General features: G+C 39.0%; 16 protein-coding genes and 2 tRNA genes. 2 read left to right on the top strand and 16 right to left on the bottom strand.

Going from position 1 to position 15979, the window contains the following annotated elements:
* Positions 1-57 precede the first annotated feature (57 nt).
* The 5 genes from HYB91_RS03860 to HYB91_RS03840 form a co-directional block, all read right to left on the bottom strand.
* Positions 58-1122, bottom strand: a complete 1065-nt coding sequence (locus HYB91_RS03860; protein WP_002675306.1) for a hypothetical protein — start codon at positions 1120-1122, stop codon at positions 58-60.
* Positions 1119-3899, bottom strand: coding sequence for an FG-GAP repeat domain-containing protein (locus tag HYB91_RS03855; protein WP_002675313.1), 2781 nt, complete (start codon positions 3897-3899; stop codon positions 1119-1121). Before HYB91_RS03855 ends, HYB91_RS03860 begins: the two co-directional genes overlap by 4 nt.
* 266 nt (positions 3900-4165) lie before the next feature.
* On the bottom strand, positions 4166-4786 hold the full coding sequence (gene rpsD, locus HYB91_RS03850; protein WP_002669771.1) for a 30S ribosomal protein S4: 621 nt from the start codon (positions 4784-4786) through the stop codon (positions 4166-4168).
* A 106-nt stretch (positions 4787-4892) separates the two neighbouring features.
* Positions 4893-4966 (bottom strand) — tRNA-Arg (locus HYB91_RS03845).
* A gap of 32 nt (positions 4967-4998) precedes the next feature.
* Positions 4999-5070, bottom strand: a tRNA-His gene (locus tag HYB91_RS03840).
* 141 nt (positions 5071-5211) lie between these two features.
* Here HYB91_RS03840 and HYB91_RS03835 point away from each other — a divergent pair.
* Positions 5212-5769 carry a hypothetical protein gene (locus HYB91_RS03835; RefSeq protein ID WP_002675315.1) on the top strand — a complete coding sequence of 186 codons (558 nt, stop codon included), beginning with the start codon at positions 5212-5214 and terminating at the stop codon, positions 5767-5769.
* A gap of 78 nt (positions 5770-5847) precedes the next feature.
* Here the strand turns inward: HYB91_RS03835 and HYB91_RS03830 are convergent, their stop codons facing one another.
* The 11 genes from HYB91_RS03830 to HYB91_RS03780 form a co-directional block, all read right to left on the bottom strand.
* Entirely contained in the window at positions 5848-6174 is a 327-nt protein-coding gene (locus HYB91_RS03830; protein ID WP_002669775.1) for a DsrE family protein, read from the bottom strand.
* Between the two features lie 14 nt (positions 6175-6188).
* Positions 6189-7223, bottom strand: coding sequence for a hypothetical protein (locus HYB91_RS03825; RefSeq protein WP_002675317.1), 1035 nt, complete (start codon positions 7221-7223; stop codon positions 6189-6191).
* Positions 7224-7245: 22 nt separating this feature from the next.
* On the bottom strand, positions 7246-8178 hold the full coding sequence (locus tag HYB91_RS03820; protein ID WP_002675319.1) for an ABC transporter permease: 933 nt from the start codon (positions 8176-8178) through the stop codon (positions 7246-7248).
* Positions 8179-8180: 2 nt separating this feature from the next.
* On the bottom strand, positions 8181-9278 hold the full coding sequence (locus tag HYB91_RS03815) for an ABC transporter permease (protein ID WP_002675321.1): 1098 nt from the start codon (positions 9276-9278) through the stop codon (positions 8181-8183).
* Positions 9271-10794 carry an ABC transporter ATP-binding protein gene (locus tag HYB91_RS03810; protein ID WP_002683413.1) on the bottom strand — a complete coding sequence of 508 codons (1524 nt, stop codon included), beginning with the start codon at positions 10792-10794 and terminating at the stop codon, positions 9271-9273. The genes HYB91_RS03815 and HYB91_RS03810 overlap by 8 nt, the downstream gene beginning before the upstream one ends.
* An 88-nt stretch (positions 10795-10882) precedes the next feature.
* Complete coding sequence (locus HYB91_RS03805) at positions 10883-11956, bottom strand: BMP family lipoprotein (RefSeq protein WP_002669780.1); 1074 nt, start codon at positions 11954-11956, stop codon at positions 10883-10885.
* A gap of 138 nt (positions 11957-12094) precedes the next feature.
* Positions 12095-13021, bottom strand: coding sequence for a ribonuclease Z (locus HYB91_RS03800; RefSeq protein WP_002675327.1), 927 nt, complete (start codon positions 13019-13021; stop codon positions 12095-12097).
* 65 nt (positions 13022-13086) lie between these two features.
* Positions 13087-13731, bottom strand: coding sequence for an L-2-amino-thiazoline-4-carboxylic acid hydrolase (locus tag HYB91_RS03795; protein WP_002675329.1), 645 nt, complete (start codon positions 13729-13731; stop codon positions 13087-13089).
* A 2-nt stretch (positions 13732-13733) separates the two neighbouring features.
* Positions 13734-14366, bottom strand: coding sequence for a TetR/AcrR family transcriptional regulator (locus HYB91_RS03790; protein ID WP_002675331.1), 633 nt, complete (start codon positions 14364-14366; stop codon positions 13734-13736).
* Positions 14367-14572: 206 nt separating this feature from the next.
* A complete protein-coding gene (locus HYB91_RS03785) occupies positions 14573-14965 on the bottom strand; it encodes a type II toxin-antitoxin system HicB family antitoxin (RefSeq protein ID WP_002674939.1) in 393 nt (130 codons plus the stop codon).
* A 16-nt stretch (positions 14966-14981) separates the two neighbouring features.
* Positions 14982-15161 (bottom strand): type II toxin-antitoxin system HicA family toxin, encoded by a 180-nt coding sequence (locus HYB91_RS03780; protein ID WP_002675334.1) that lies wholly within the window; start codon positions 15159-15161, stop codon positions 14982-14984.
* Between the two features lie 215 nt (positions 15162-15376).
* On the opposite strand from HYB91_RS03780, the gene HYB91_RS03775 reads away from it, so the two are divergent.
* Complete coding sequence (locus HYB91_RS03775) at positions 15377-15973, top strand: hypothetical protein (protein ID WP_002674935.1); 597 nt, start codon at positions 15377-15379, stop codon at positions 15971-15973.
* The last annotated feature ends 6 nt before the right edge of the window (positions 15974-15979 follow it).

Here is a 15979-nt window from a genome sequence, read left to right as displayed (position 1 = left end):
AAACGCTATCGGCAATTTACAAACCGGCACTTGACGCTCGCGCCGGGCTTGTTGATTTTATCTCAAACCGTCGGCTTTTTTCAGCCATTCATAAAAATCAAGACCGGAAACATCCCCGTCAGGCACAAAGAGCCGACCGTCAATCAGGGGAATTATATCTTCTTCTACCAAGCCTATGATTGCATCAAAGAAAACTCCGTCGATGGCAACATCCTTTATGGGGCTCGATTTTCCGCTATAGACATATTGGCGGCTGTATTGAGTGAGGGCTTCATTATCATTACCTATAAGGAGGTGCCACAAAAAAAGAGCTGCATCCTTCCTTGTTGCCTTTCCTTTTGAAATATTGACCGAATCGTCATACCAGCCTGCAGCCTTTAGCCTGTCTGCAAGCATTGCAGGCCGCCAAAAAGCCGTACCCGTAATTGAATCAAGGGCATGGGTATTATCCTGAGTAAGGGTTGTCATATCTATTAAGCTTATCTTACTTTGAGTTAAAATTTGAGCCGTAGAGTTTTTAACATCCGAATCCACCTTATAGAATTTACGGCAGTACTCCCTCTTTTCACCGTAAAGAAGACCGTACTCTTCATTTAAAAAATCCAAAGAAGCATCAAAGGCAACAAGCGCCCTAGTATAATCTTCCAAGAGGTAATAGACAAAGCCCAGCTCCGATTGCAGCCTGTATGCCCTCGGATTCAATTTAATCATCGAAATCAAATAATCTCTTTTGTCTTCAAGCTTGTCGGTTAGCCGCGATTTAACCAAATGCACATATTCTTCGTGAGGATTATAGCTTTCCGCAGTTTTAAGCATTTTTTTGGCAGAAACCTTGTCCCTGTTTAGTAAAAAGTAATCGGCATAAAGGGCATACAACAAGGCAAGATAGGATCTATCCGATGAAGGAACAGCTAAAAGAGCATTTAAATCCTTTTTTATATCTTCAATCTTTTCCTGATTGTTTTCCCTGTACTGCCTGACAATGTTAATTTCAATATGCTCCACATTCCGAATATTATCTTGAGATAATGTAGTAGAATAAATCGAATCTTTTTGTATTGTTGAACAAGATACAAAAACCATCAAAACACAAAGCAGCAAAAGAATAAATTTATTTTTCATTTTGAAACTCCCGTATAAGAATGAATGCGGTTATCTATACCGCAGGTTATCAATTCAGGCCTTCCGTTTCCGTCTACATCGATTAGATAAGGAATTCCCGTTCCTGCAACAGGAAAACCGTTTATGGGCGAAAGGTTCGCACTATAAGCATATATGGAATTTCCTCCTCCCGAAACAAGCACATCATCATAACCGTCCGAATCAAGATCGATAAGCGTAATAAGATAATCGGATGCATTTTTTTGCTTTAAAGGAATTTTGTCTATTATATTACATTCGGTATCTATCTTATATAAAAAGCCGTTATCGGTAATCAAAAAGAACATTTTTAGCTTTTCGGAATAGACGGGTTGAGTTTTACAAGAGCTGTTAAGGTCTATGGAATAAACAGTCTCCTCTTTTCCCTGTATAAGTGAAGGCTTAAGAGAGAATAAGCCCTGCTCCGTTAAGACGGCTTCATAAGTATTATTTTTATATAGAATAGGCTGAACTGCCGAGATACCGTCAAGCTCTTTGGGGTAACCTGAAATAATTTTTCCCTTATCATCAAAAACATACATGTAGCTGTCAAAAGAACGGGGAATAGCCGTAATAAAATTACCGTACACTGCGGGAGCAGTTTTTAAACGCGTATTCATCTCATCCGAATAATAAAAGGAAGCTGAGCTGTCTACATATAAAAGAACGGGCTTATTTGCAACCGGAACAACTATCTTGTCCTGTATAATCGCCGGAGAAGAGCTTAACTTTTCTCCGGTTAAAATCGGAAAGCCTGAGGACACTTCCAGATTATAATCCGTTTTGTAAACGGTTCCTCGAGCAGATACTGCCCAAACGGAATCCACAATACCTTTTTTAATATCGAGGTTCAAATAAGCCTTATCATCGAGTTTAATCGATTTTAATTGTCTATCGGCTAAATTTAGGGCATATAGGTTTGTTCCGCTTACCCAATAAGCAAATGGAACATTGTTTGTCCCCTTTCCGCAATAAAGGTTCGAGCTCAACCTTGAATTAAATTCGAATGGAAAAGCAGAAAGCTCTCCCAAGGAATGAGCTTCGGTTTTTTGAGCATAAACCTCAAATTTAACGGTTTTTTCTTTTTCAAACCGGATTGAGATCAGGCCCCGTCCGAAACCTTTTAAGACGGATTGTAAAACCTCATTTGTTCTTAAAAATGAGGGAACTTGATTTTCCAAACTATAATAAACAAAGACGGAGGTTTCGGGAGAAAAAGATTTTGTTATGTTTTTCCAGTTTTCGGTTTTTACAAGCAAATCTCCTCTTTTTACATCATTTAATGTAGAAGCTAGAGCTTCGGCACTCTGCGAAAGATAAAGATAACCGCCTTCAATAACATAAAAAGGAGTGGGAAGCTCAACCTTAAAGGCCCGCAAAAGAGCCGTTAAAATATCGGGGAATTCTATGCGCGGTATTCTTATACCGTCAACAAGGGCCGAGATATTTCTGTTTACAAAAAATGAGGAATAGATTAATTCGAGGGCTTGCCTGCATAGTTTTTCGTCTTTTAATGAAACAAAAAAGATAGGAACATCGGATTGTTTTACTTCAAAAACACCTATCTCTTCGCCCATCCATGAAAAAAGCAAGTCATCGATGCTCTTATTAAAAACAAATTTGGCTGCCTTATTTGCCGAATTATATGATTGCAATATAGATGAACCTAAAATATCTTTTCCGTTTTGGAATAAAAATTGGGGGTCCCCCATGTTTATCAAACTTATATAGTCGGCGGATTTGGGGAGCCTGTTCAATATGCCCGGAATAAAGGCTTGTCTTTGAAGAATAGTATTTAAGCCCTCGGATTCGGTTTCCCACTTACAAAGTCCTGAAAGACGTATATCTTTATAATCCAAGCTAAGATCTATCTTTGCATTTTCCGGAAATTTAAGAGCCCGCACAACATTATTGCTTATAGAATCGTCTTTTGGCGTGTCTTTGGTAAAATAATTTACATCACTTAATATGCTTAAAGTTCCGCCCTTCTTTTCTTTGATAAATTTACGCAAAGTTTTAATGTGCTCATCTTCATGCTTTTTAGATAGGGCCGAAAAAAATAAATCTTTGGATGTAGAAGCAATTACGGAGTCTTTATAATTTAAGAGATATATAGCTTGACCGCTGCCCAAATTATACTGCCAAAAACTTATACCGTTTTCGTCAAGAGGCTTAAGCTCTTTTAAATCAGCCAATAAGTCAGGCTTAAATTTTAAAATAAGGGGTAAAAGCCTTGTTCCTGCCGAACGGAAGCCCAGTTTAGCAAAAATCAAGAAACTACCGTTGGGATAGGCCGCAATGTCTAAGCTGATATTTGAGGCAGAACCGAACCACCATGAGGATAGCATTGGAGAGGCTCTAAAAGAACGGATAGTTCCCTGTAATTGAGCAGTTTCAGGCGAGCTTAAAACCGAATCAAGGGTCTGCATTGAAAGAGTCTTTTGTAAAAATTCCCCTGCAGAATCTATGTTTACATAGGCATAATGCCCTTCAGGTATATACTCGATAGGATTTATACCATCGATTGCAGAATAAATAAGAAAACCCGCAACAGGTAAAACCAATACAAGTACAATGACTAAAAAAGTCATTCCGATTTTAAAGAAAACACCGTGCTTTTTTTTGATTTTTACTTCTTTTGTTTCGGGTGTTTTCTTTTCTTCCAAGGAAGCTTCGTTATCATTTTCTAAAACATTATTTTCTACAACAACGGCTTCATCATTTTTTTGATCTAATACGGTCTCGGGATTATCGCTCATCTAAGTTCTCCAAATTTAATTGTGTTTACTATTATAGAACTAAAGAAGCAAAAAATCAAGCATGGTGAGCACGAATCAACAACCCCAATGCAGAGCATCGGGGTATGTTGTTCTCATAAGGTGGTTGCAGTCGGCTTTAATACCCTTTGTTACGACGCATAGCGTCGGGGTATTAAAGCCTCCGCACGAATAAAAAAACAGCTCATCCTTTGAATGAGCCGTTTTGTGCAAGAGCTTAAATCCAAGTTTGAGTTTAAAGCTAAGACTTAAGCATTTCTTGAATAGTATTCAACAACGTTCTGGATATTTCCTACGGGCTGAATATCCGTAGTAACAGGTAAAATATTTACCGTTGCAGAAAGTTTTTCGTCATCAATTGTGAGCCAAGAACCTCTCGCACTTTGAGAAGTGCTCATATTATGACGGATAAGGTTTTGAATACCTTTTTTATTTTTTGTTGTAATAACATCGTTTACACTTACGCACATCGAGGGAATGTTTACGGGCTTTCCGTTAATAAAGAAATAAGCATGCGTGACCATTTGTCTGGCCTGTGCACGGCTGATAGCAAAGCCCATTCGATAAATCGTATTATCCAAACGCTGTTCCATCAAGGAAATCATATTATCACCGGTAACACCGGGCATTCGGCTTGCTTTTTTATATAAATTCCTAAACTGCCGTTCCGAAATTCCATAAGCAAATCTGAATTTTTGTTTTTCCTTTAATTGTTCACCATAAACAGAAGTCTTGCCCCGTTTTCTTGCGCCGCGTTCTTTTCCGGGACCATTCGGCTTGCGATCCAAAAGTTTGTCATATTTTGGGTTGCCGTAAATATTAACGCCGAGTCGTCTAACTGTTTTTCCCTTAGGCTGTTTAATCGCCATTCGTCACCTCTTATAACAATAAAATAGATTTTTAAGCCTATCAAAATCAGACTGTTTTGTCAAGTAATTAAAAATTATGGAAACAGTAAAATAGGCGGCAAATCTATGCGCCCGACACGATTCGAACGTGCGACCTGCGGATTCGAAGTCCGATGCTCTATCCAGCTGAGCTACAGGCGCAAAAAATGCGAAGCCTTGCAAGCTCCGCAGAGGGTGGGTAGTGGGATTTGAACCCACGACAACCAGAACCACAATCTGGCGCTCTACCCCTGAACTATACCCACCAAGCAAGGTGGACATTATGCTAAAAAACGGAAAAAATGTCAAGGTCTTTTTTTATAAAATTATTGACAAAGTTTGAGTTAAGCCTTGAAGACTTAAAAAAAATAGTATATAATTCAACAATAAATCAAAAGGAGATTTTTATGTCGAATTTAAAAGCAATTGACCTTTTTGAAGCTTATGCTCAAAACAAATTGCCTATGGATGAAGGATACATTGTTTCATCTTTTTTTAAGGAAGATTCGGCCTACAGTGTTTATGAAATAATTTCGTATTCAATAGTAAAAGACATTTATATGACCGGTGACGGATTAACATTCCAAACAAACGGAAAAAAACTTTTCTTATTGGTAGAACCGCCAAACTTCCCCCACAAGGCAACCGAACCTGTATTTAGAGATAAAAACTTTCAAGTGCCTTTGAAATTTAAAGAATCCAATATTCACACTGCAAAAAATCAATCCACCATTATTTACAGCAAAACTCCTCAAGAAGCTATTTCGGCTTTTACGGTAGTAAAACCTGTAGGAATTAACTTTGCTTTCCTATTTTACCCTCTTCACGATACCTTTAAATTGATTGAGCATTTCTTTGAGAAAACCTTAAATCAAGAAGCCGTCATCCCGGTAGATGATGCAAAAAAAGTAGCAAAGGACTTTGCAGCCCTTTGCGAAAAGGTTTTGACATGGCCTAAAGAATAAGAAGCTTAAAATAACAAGATTTAAAGAGGTACCTATGATTAAAAACTCCTGGTACCTTTTTAATTTTATAGTGCATCTTTATTCTATCGTATATTCGATAAAACCTTCAGCTTTCCGGCTTATGATTTCGCCTATTCCGGCCCTGACGGTTCTAATATTTTTATAATTTATATCGGGCATGTTTTGTCCTGTAAGGGCATTGTGGCATAGGGCTATGTCTAGTCCCGAATCCGTAAAATCGTTTTCAAGACTTTCAAAGTATTTTACAACATCACCGGCAAAAACAACCTCAATCTCGGCAGTATCGCCCAATTCTTCACAATATCTTTTGTAGTTTGTTATCTTATGCTTTAGCTTATCTATTAAGTTAAACTTTTCAATCCTAAACAAAACCTTATAATGCATAATTCCTTCCTTTTTTATAAGTCTTCAGTCGGTATAGACGGCTCAGGCGGAGGCCTTCGCTTTGCATTCTGTTTTTCGATTTCGGCATCCAAATCTTTAATATCGGATCTGATCAAAAATGGAGAGCCCATTGCAAAGACCTTTCCTTCATCCAGTATATAAAGAGGTAAATTTTCTAAAACCGAAAACTGCGCTTTGGGATAAGTATCGGGAACGGCATGAGTTCCGGGGCCTGCACCAAGGGGATTAAAACTTAAAAATAAGCCTTGGGTATTTTCAGCATTTGAATCAGAAGAAGTTGTATACTTTCCCGTTTCATAATTGCGTAAAATACTGCCGGTATTGGTAACGCATGAATAAACAAGGCTGCCTCTCTTTAAAAGGCGGGGGAATTCGTAACCGGTTCCGTCATTTCCTTTTACAATTACTTTTTTGTCATTATACTCAAGGTCATCAAGCCAATAGCGGAAACGGATATAATCGTCTCCGGTAAAAAAATAAGCGTCTATTGAAGACGGAGCTTCATTTGGATAAAGAAGGATGCCGTCAGGACTGCCCTGCTCTATCCAAAAGCCGTCCAGAAGATTCTTTTTATCGCCAAGGGAGCTTTCAGAGTTTTCATCTTTTGTTTCTAAAAGATTATCCGAGCTTTCTTCTTTTACCTCATAAGGGATTTTTTTATAAAATGAAGTAAAAAAAAAGCCGTTTTCTATACATACGGGAAAAACAACGGCTTTTTTAACATAGGGATAGTTTACCCTCAAATAAAATTGACTTTTAGAATTTTCAAGGGCTTCTATGGAGGAAGAAAAATTCCCCATTTTTTCGTATACAAAGCGGTAATAAGGCTTTAGAACAACCCTCATATCGAGAGAATTTTTTTCACTATCTCTTGAAAATTCTATAAACCGGCCTCCATTCTCCCAGATGCCCTCTATACCAAGAACCTTTTCGGACAAGGCCGCTTCGGTATTTTCTTGCCCAAAAAGATTAAAGGCTATAAAAAGACTAAATATAAGACTGAACGGCCGAAAAAAGCGTTTTTTCATAGGCTCTCCCTTATTAAAAAACTTAATAAGGTTCCCCGTCAGCCTTGGGAGCCGCCGAATTTTTACTGAAAAGGACAAGGGCTATCAAGGTTACCATATAAGGGAACATTTTAAGCCAAACAGGCGGAATAAGGCTCAAGGAAGGGATAACCTGAGAAACATTTGCAACCGTACGGGCAAAACCAAAAAAGAAGGTTGCACCCAAGATGCCTAAAGGCTTCCATTGACCGAAGATTAGAGCTGCAAGGGCTAAAAAACCAAGGCCGTCAACACTGCCGTTAAATTCACCGGAATAGGTTACGAGAATAACGGCTCCGCCTAAACCGGCCAAGGCACCGCTCGCACATACGGCAAAGTATCGCATCTTATGAACATTTACACCTGCACTGGCTACGGCCGAAGGATGTTCTCCGCAGGCTCGGAGCCTGAGACCGAATGAGGTCTTATAAAGTAAAAACCAAGAAAAAACCAAAATAGCCAAAACAAGCCATGTACTCCAATAACTTTGAGAAAAGAATAAAGGCCCTAAAACGGGAATATTCGCCAAGCCGGGAATATTTTTTCTGATTATGCTGTTTACACGGACATTTCCCGAACCTAAGATGGCTCTTGCGGTATAAACCGTCAAGGCTGCAGCCAACATATTTATGGCAGTACCGCTTATAATCTGATCGGCCTTTAATGTAATTGAAGCAAAGGCATGTAAAAGAGAATATAAGATTCCCATAATTACGGCAGCTAAAAGGCCTATGGGGATAAGAAGGCCGGAGGGTATCAAACCTTCCAAAAGATGGATGGTAATAGCTGCGGCAAAACTGCCTACAAGCATGAGGCCTTCAAGCCCTAAATTTACTACTCCGCTCCTCTCACTATAAAGTCCGCCTAAAGAAGTAACTAAAAGCGGAATTGTATATGCTATAACATAGGGAAATATTGAAGTTAAAGTATACCACATAATTAGTTCGCCTCCTTGACGGTTTTTTCCTTATTTTTTTGGATTTTAGACCAAAATTTCTTTAACAATAAACTTGTAGCCGTAAAATAAATGATAACTGCGATGATGGTATCGGCTATTTCGGGCGGAACATTTGTGTTGGCGCTCATAAAGCCCTTCCCCACATGGAGAATACCGAAAAAGATGGAGCTTAAAGCAACACCTATCGAATTTCCGGCACCTAGAAGAGCGACAGCTATTCCGTCAAAACCTTGAGAAGGTAAAACACCGATCTGCATGTTAAGGGAATAACCTGCATAATAGGTTAAACCTGCAAGGCCTGAAAGAGCTCCGGCAATCATCATGGAAAAGATAATATTTCTGTTTACCTTGATGCCTGCATATTCAGCTCCGCTCTTATTATATCCTGCAGCCTTTAGCTCAAAACCCAGAGTCGTTTTATCCAATATTATTTTTACAAGAATAATTCCTAAAATACCTAAAAATATGCCGTAATTTATATACTCGCTTCCGAAGAGATTACTCAGCCACCCTGCCCTCAAGGTGTGTTCTACAGCGATGGAGCGGCTTTCGGTCTCGATAAATTCGGCCTTTAGATAGCCTTGAACCGAATAATAAACTATCCAATAGGCTATCCAGTTCATCATTATGGTAGAAACGACCTCATGTACATTGAATACGGCTTTTAAAAGACCGGGCAAAGCAGCCCAAAGGGCTCCTCCAATCATGGCGGCTATTATTAAAACAAGCAACAAAACAGGGCGAGGCATTGAACTGTTTAAGGCTATAAAGGTTGCAAAAAGGCCTCCAATGAGCATCTGTCCTGAAGCACCGATATTAAAAAGCCCCGTTTTAAAAGCAAAGCTGACCGAAAGTCCTACAAACAAGAGAATCGTAGCCGTTGCAAGGGTATTTCCTATACGCTCTATATTCATTAGGCCGCCCCGGAAAAGGTAGGAAAAGGCCAAAAACGGATTTGTGCCTGAAACAGCTATAAAAACGGCACCGGCAATAAGGCCGAGTAAAACAGCGGAAAAACTGATAATAAAATTGTTTTCGGCTATGTTAAAGTCTTTAAATCGTATTTTAAGCTTACTCATTTTTTCCTCCCATACCGGCCATCATAAGCCCAACTTCTTCGGCAGTAGTTTCTTCAGGGCGTACAATTCCGCTTAAAGAGCCCCTGTGCATGACTGCTATCCTATCTGAAAGGTTAAATATTTCGTCAAGTTCAAAGGAAATTAAAAGAACAGCTCTTCCGTTATCCCTGTGTTTTACCAGTTCCTTGTGGATAGATTCTATAGCTCCTACATCAAGCCCGCGTGTCGGGTTTACCGCTATTAAAAGAGGCGGATCAAGGGTAATTTCTCTTCCTAAAATGGCCTTCTGCTGATTGCCACCGCTTAAATTCCCCGCCTTGGATTCTATCCCGGAACCGGAGCGGACATCGAAGATTTCGCTGATTTTTTGGGCAAAACTTTTTATTTTTTCCTTATTTAAAAAACCGTGTTTTTGGAAGTTTTGTTTGTAATAGGATTTTATGACCATGTTTTCGGCAATAGAATATTGCAAAATAAGACCGTGTTTTTGCCTGTCTTCAGGAACATGGCCTAAGCCCGATTCTGCTCTTTTTCTTACAGAAAAGTTTGTAATATCTTTTCCGTCTAAAAGTATACTGCCGGACTCGACAGGCATGAGGCCTGAAAGGGCATAAACAAGCTCGCTTTGACCGTTTCCGTCTACGCCGGCTATGCCTACGATTTCCCCTGCCCTAACCTCAAGAGAAAAATCCCTTACGGCAGGCAGTTTTTTTTCTTTTAATACGTTTAAGTTTTTAATTTCGAGAATCGGCTTTCCCGGATTTGAAGGCCCTTTCGGAACCTTAAAGTCTACGGGACGGCCAACCATCTTGGAGGCAAGTTCATTTTTGGTTGTAGAAGCTACATCGACAACATCTATTAATTTTCCACGCCGTATAATCGTACACTTGTCGGCTACATCCAAAATTTCCTGTAATTTATGGGTAATAAGAATTATGGCCTTACCTTCTGCGGCAAGGTTCCGCATAATCTGCATAAGTTCGTTTATTTCTTGAGGGGTTAAAACTGCCGTAGGTTCATCGAAGATGAGAATGTCGGCATTCCTGTAAAGCATTTTTAATATTTCAACCCTTTGCTGCATACCTACAGTGATATTGCTTATAAGAGCATCAGGTTCAATAAAAAGGCCGTATTTATCGCTTAACTCTTTTATCCGCTTTTCGGCTTCTTTTTCGTTTAGGATAAAACCGCCTTCTTTACCCAAAATGATATTTTCGGTTACGGTAAAATTATGAATGAGCTTAAAATGCTGATGCACCATTCCTATCCCCAGATCGTTTGCATCGTTGGGGCTGTTTATTTTTACCTTGTTTCCCTTTACATAGATTTCTCCACTATCGGCATGGTAAAGACCGAAAAGGATGCTCATCAGGGTCGACTTCCCCGCTCCGTTTTCTCCCAAAATCGCGTGTATTTCTCCCTGTTTAACGCATAGGCTTATATCATCGTTTGCCACAATTCCGGGAAATTCCTTGCGGATATTTCTCATTTCAATCACATAATCACTATGGGACAATTTGAACTCCTCAAAAAATAAGAAACAGCCCCCTTTCTTTAGAAAGGCACTTTCTTTAGAAGGAGGCCTTTGTAAACTTCTTTAAGTTTTATTTAAATAAATCGCCTTGAGTTGCACTTACTACAATCTCACCGTTCTTTATTTTTTGATAAATTTCGTTTACCTTTTGCTGTACATCATCGGAAAGGTTAGGATTCTTAGCAGGAATTCCTACGCCGTTTTCTTTTACAGAGAACAATAATGAGCGTCCGCCGGCGAATGTTCCGTTCAATTCTTCTTTAATCATATCATAAGAAGCCTTGTCAAGATACTTCATTGCAGATGTAAGAATTATAGAAGAACCGTCTGCTATGACTCCTTCCGCATATTGATCAACGTCAACACCTACTACCCAAACTTTTTTTCCTGCCTGAGTTCTGGTTTTTGCTTCATTTATAACGCCTACACCAACACCTCCGGCTGCAGCATGGATTACGGTAACGCCCCTGTCATACATAGAAGCAGCAATCTGCTGACCTGCTGCAATGTCGGAAAATCCGCCCTGATATATGAAGTTTTCAGGATAAATCTCAATTTGGGTACCGAGGTTTTCGTTTGCATACTTAATACCTTGCTGCCATCCCCAGTTAAATTTTTGTACTGCAGGGATTTCCATACCGCCGATAAAGCCGAAATTTCCGGTTTTTTGCTGCAAAGCAGCGGCAACACCGGCCAAGAAACCGGCTTCATTTTCTAAAAAGCTGATTCCGATTGTATTAGGTCCGTTTTGGGCATCATATGCATCGGCAGGATGAGCATTTCCGTCGATTATAATAAATTTTGCATCTTTGTACTTGGACTGGGCCTTAAATACAGCTGTCTCAAATTTAAATCCGGGACAAATAATAAATTTATATCCTGAATCATATAGGTTTGAGATCTCTTTGATGTAGTCGGCTTCGGTTGTTCCGACAGGTTTTAAATATTTAACCTTTACACCAAGATCACTTTCGGCTTTTTTAATACCTTCCCAAGTTCCTTGGTTAAAGGATTTATCGTCTATGGTTCCGGCATCCGTAACCATACCGACCATCAAAGCCTTTTTGCCTTCTTCTTTGCTGCAAGAAGTCAGCACTCCAAGAATTAGAAGACAACCGATGAAAATTTTAACAATATTCTTCATAGAAACTCCTTTTTTGTATGTTAATTGCCAAAAAATTAAGAATTAAGTTTCTTACAGACAATTAATCTAACAAATTTAATAAATTATACACTGTTTTCAGATTTATGTCAAATTATAAAATAGGCTTTACAAGAATTTTTAGTCTTCATATTCCAATTGAATATTCATTCTGTCTTTTGAAAGGATCGTTTCGGGGAAAACTTCTCTGGCATGGTCCAAAAGAACTTTAAGCTCGTTATCGGTGTACCTCGGACTGTAATGAATTAGGGCCATCTTTTTGACCTCGGCATCCTTAGCGATTTGAGCTGCCTGAGTACATGTCATGTGTTTTTTTTCGGCAGCATCTTTTTCCATACCTTTTTCAAACATCCCCTCGCATACAAAAAAGTCGGAATGTTTTACTTCTTGAGCAATGGATGGTAAATATTTTGTGTCGGTTACAAAACTGAATTTTCTGCCCTTTCTTTTAGGACCCATAACATCTTCGGGGCGGATAGTTTTTCCGTCAGCAGAGACTACTTCATTTCCTCCTTGGAGCTTTGACCAAAGTGGCCCGCATGGAACATTTAAGGCTCTTGCAGCTTCGGGATTAAATTCCCCCGGCCTCTCAAACTCTTCAAAGGTGTATCCCATACAGGGCTTTGTATGATCCAGCCAAAAAGAACGTACCTGAAATTCCTCGGTAGAATAAACGACTCCCGGTTCTTTTATTTCTTTTACGATAATTTCATAATTGATATACATATCTAAAACTTTCCGGCTGGTTTCCACATATTCGGCAACCTTTGGAGGACCTATTATGTAAAGAGGTTCTTCCCTGTCAACTTGGGATGAAAGCATCAGAAGCCCCGGAAGCCCCGTTATATGGTCGGCATGAGTATGGCTTATAAAAATAGCATTGATTCTTTTCCAGCGCAAGTTTAGGCGGCGCAGGGCAACCTGAGTACCCTCTCCGCAATCAAACAAAAACAAATCGCCCTCACGGCGAAGCAAAACCGATGTTAAATGTCTATATGGAAGCGGCATCATTCCGCCGCAGCCTAAAATAAAAGCTTCAAGATTCATTGGAAGCCGATTATAAGCGATTTTTTACAAAAAAGCAAGGCATTGAAAAAACTGCCTGAAAAGAATTATTCGCCTTTGTTTTTAATCCAATAGTCGCAGTCTTCGTATCCGTCGGCAACGGTGTGTTCTCTGTAAAGAGTGCCTCCGAAATGTTCCATAACCGCCTTATCCGTTTCGCAAAAATACGGCATCAATTCACCGTATCCGTTCTTTTTTGCAAAATCGGCAATGGGGCATCCGATCAGGTGAATGCTGATTCCTTCTTTGTGATGCAGCGGGTTTATTTTCATTCCCCATGTATTGTTCCATGAGCCGTCTTCTTTGTGCTTGTTCAGCTTGCGTGCTCTCAGACCGAAAAGCCCGTGAAAGAGTTTTTGCACCAGCCTATTGTTAAGGTTGAACCGCGAAAGCTGACCGCCTTTTTTATTGCCGATCATCATACCGTAACACATAGCCGTAATTTCATCGGGCAGCATACTGCGGTTCATACATTCATAATACGCAAAGGCCGAAAGGGCTCCGTAAAAGTTTTTAGACATCGGATTGTCTTTGCCGCCGATACTCGGTGCATCATTTGCAAACTTTTCGTAGGTTTCAATAACCTCCCGATACTTTTTTTCGGCCTCATCAGGTTTGAATTTCTTATTCAGTTCATTCCTGATCCAATCCGCAGACATTTGCGGAATTTCAAAAATCTTTTCAGCTGTCATTTTCATTCCCCCATAAAAACTTTTTGCATAAGTGCAATAATTCCTGTTTCATATATTTTTCCTATTATTTCCATACACCGGACAATTGTTTCCCTGTCCTTGTCCGAAATGATGAGCCTAAACAAAGTTGTGATATAACCTTCCATCAAGACTTCTATCGTCTGTTCTTTAATAGGGCGAATGGTTTTTTCTTCAATATTTTTTACGGTTTTACTGATAGTCAAAGCGTTTCGTCCGGCTATGGTATCAAGAAAATTCTCGTACTTTGTCCCCTTTGCCCCGTTTACAATGAGTTTTACGGCATCTCTATCCGCAATCAGAATATCAACGATTTTAGGAATATTCGGGTAGTAGACCTTGCCCATACCGTAGAGCCGTTCTTTTTTAGGCAAAGCATCCATCTCGCTTCTGATACGGTCAAGTACCTCCATCAAGTTATTTGCTACCGGATCGGTAATTGCGTAAAAAAGCTCTTCTTTTGAGTTGAAATAGCCGTATAATGCTCCGGGCGTAAATCCTGCTTCCGATACAATCTTCCTAAGAGGAGCCGCCTGATAGCCGTATTCAAGAAAATATTTTTTTGCACTTTTAAGTATCAGATCTTTTGTATCTGCCGTACGCTTGCAGGCTTCCATCTTACCCTCCAATTATATTACTTAGTAATATTACTAAGTAATATAATACTCTTTCTCGGCACACTTGTCAAGCCGATATTGCATAATTTTTTATATAGCCGTATTGAATATAATGTTCGGCTTTCTCATGAAGATGTATTTTCAGATATCCGCTCTAAAATCTGATTTGATTGATTTTATAGACATACTAAAAAATCCTTGTTTTACTACAACCCAATCTTTAATTTTGCTTTAAGGGCATTTTGCAATTCTTGCGAAAAATTAAGATTGGCTGTTTCGGCCTTGTAATTTAACCATGCCGGAATGGTAACCGTCTTTTTCACCGATTTTTCTGAAAATTGCCTGCGCCATTTATCCGTATCGGCTATAACATAGTTTACAAATCCGTCTTTTATTTTTACGTCCGATATATTACTGGCTTTTGGTATTGCTTGATTGTTATCTTCATAATGGGCAAGCATCATAGCTATGGCATCCTCTGCCATTTCTATAGCTTCAGTTACTGTGTCTCCGAATGTAAAGCAGCCGGAAATATCGGGAACTCTTACCCCTATTTTTCCGTCATCATTTTCAAAAATAACAGGATATGTATATTTCATTTTTGCCTCCACTACCCTATTTAATACCGGCTTCTTTTAAAATATTATGTGCAGTTCCTTTTGGAACATCACCTTTATGACGCGGTATTGCTATCATCTTTCCGCTTTCTTTGTGAATTGCTTTATCATGTTTTGCTCCGGCTATTATTTCATAACCGGCCTTTTTTAAGAGCTTTATAATTTCATTGGATGTCATAGCTCAACCTGCAAGAGTATTATAGCACGTATTAACACGTATTGTCAAGTATTTTTTGTGGAAGCAACTTTTCTCCCCCAAAAATTCCCAAATTCAAGTCTTGACAAATAATCGTTTATACACTAGTATACCTTTATGGTAAAAATGATTTTAAACGGCTTACAATTTAACTTTTCTCAAAGCTTAAATTTAACGATTAAAAAGGAAGATTTAAGGTGAAAAAATTATTAGCGGTTTTTTTCTGTGCAGTTTTGATTTCTCAAAATATTTTCACAGAATCTAACGATTTATCAAATGGAAACGGTAATGGAGGGAAAGATAAGATCGGAGCATGGCTGGGTGTACCGTTTATAGGCTTATCTTATTCACATGAATTTAACGATCTGATAGAATTTGATTTACTGATAGGTTCAACAGGAATACCTCTTATTGCTAGAATAGTGAATATTCGTAGTGCCCTTCTTTTTACTGTATGGGAACCGGTAATTAAAGGTCAAAACTGTCCGCTCACAATTGGCACTGCCATTGATATCAACAGTTGGGCGGTATTGTATAAACCTGCCAGTATTGGTGTTGCGGTATTATTCCCCATAAGATGGGAAGTAAACTTTGAAAAAATATCCGCATTCAACTTATTTATCGAAGCAGCTCCGGCTATCGGTTTTACTTACTATTATGGAGAAAGGAATCACAGCTTTGCCCCTAACAATGAATCCGGATTATTTAAGAAAAAAATAAATGATCAAATATCTATAGATTGGATTCCGCATATCGGTCTTGGACTTCGTTATCGTATTCCTAATAAAAAATAGCTCTTT

The sequence above is a fragment of the Treponema sp. B152 genome, assembly GCF_024181665.1.
GTDB classification, from domain to species: domain Bacteria; phylum Spirochaetota; class Spirochaetia; order Treponematales; family Treponemataceae; genus Treponema_B; species Treponema_B denticola.
Note: the sequence above shows the minus strand (reverse complement) of the source record. Positions and strands in the feature narration are given on the sequence as shown.

Excerpts from the sequence above, each read along its gene's own strand:
- HYB91_RS03860 (WP_002675306.1), bottom strand. The coding sequence starts at position 1,122 with ATGAAAAATAAATTTATTCTTTTGCTGCTTTGTGTTTTGATGGTTTTT.
- HYB91_RS03855 (WP_002675313.1), bottom strand. The coding sequence starts at position 3,899 with ATGAGCGATAATCCCGAGACCGTATTAGATCAAAAAAATGATGAAGCC.
- rpsD (WP_002669771.1), bottom strand. The coding sequence starts at position 4,786 with ATGGCGATTAAACAGCCTAAGGGAAAAACAGTTAGACGACTCGGCGTT.
- HYB91_RS03835 (WP_002675315.1), top strand. The coding sequence starts at position 5,212 with ATGTCGAATTTAAAAGCAATTGACCTTTTTGAAGCTTATGCTCAAAAC.
- HYB91_RS03830 (WP_002669775.1), bottom strand. The coding sequence starts at position 6,174 with ATGCATTATAAGGTTTTGTTTAGGATTGAAAAGTTTAACTTAATAGAT.
- HYB91_RS03825 (WP_002675317.1), bottom strand. The coding sequence starts at position 7,223 with ATGAAAAAACGCTTTTTTCGGCCGTTCAGTCTTATATTTAGTCTTTTT.
- HYB91_RS03820 (WP_002675319.1), bottom strand. The coding sequence starts at position 8,178 with ATGTGGTATACTTTAACTTCAATATTTCCCTATGTTATAGCATATACA.
- HYB91_RS03815 (WP_002675321.1), bottom strand. The coding sequence starts at position 9,278 with ATGAGTAAGCTTAAAATACGATTTAAAGACTTTAACATAGCCGAAAAC.
- HYB91_RS03805 (WP_002669780.1), bottom strand. The coding sequence starts at position 11,956 with ATGAAGAATATTGTTAAAATTTTCATCGGTTGTCTTCTAATTCTTGGA.
- HYB91_RS03800 (WP_002675327.1), bottom strand. The coding sequence starts at position 13,021 with ATGAATCTTGAAGCTTTTATTTTAGGCTGCGGCGGAATGATGCCGCTT.
- HYB91_RS03795 (WP_002675329.1), bottom strand. The coding sequence starts at position 13,731 with ATGACAGCTGAAAAGATTTTTGAAATTCCGCAAATGTCTGCGGATTGG.
- HYB91_RS03790 (WP_002675331.1), bottom strand. The coding sequence starts at position 14,366 with ATGGAAGCCTGCAAGCGTACGGCAGATACAAAAGATCTGATACTTAAA.
- HYB91_RS03785 (WP_002674939.1), bottom strand. The coding sequence starts at position 14,965 with ATGAAATATACATATCCTGTTATTTTTGAAAATGATGACGGAAAAATA.
- HYB91_RS03780 (WP_002675334.1), bottom strand. The coding sequence starts at position 15,161 with ATGACATCCAATGAAATTATAAAGCTCTTAAAAAAGGCCGGTTATGAA.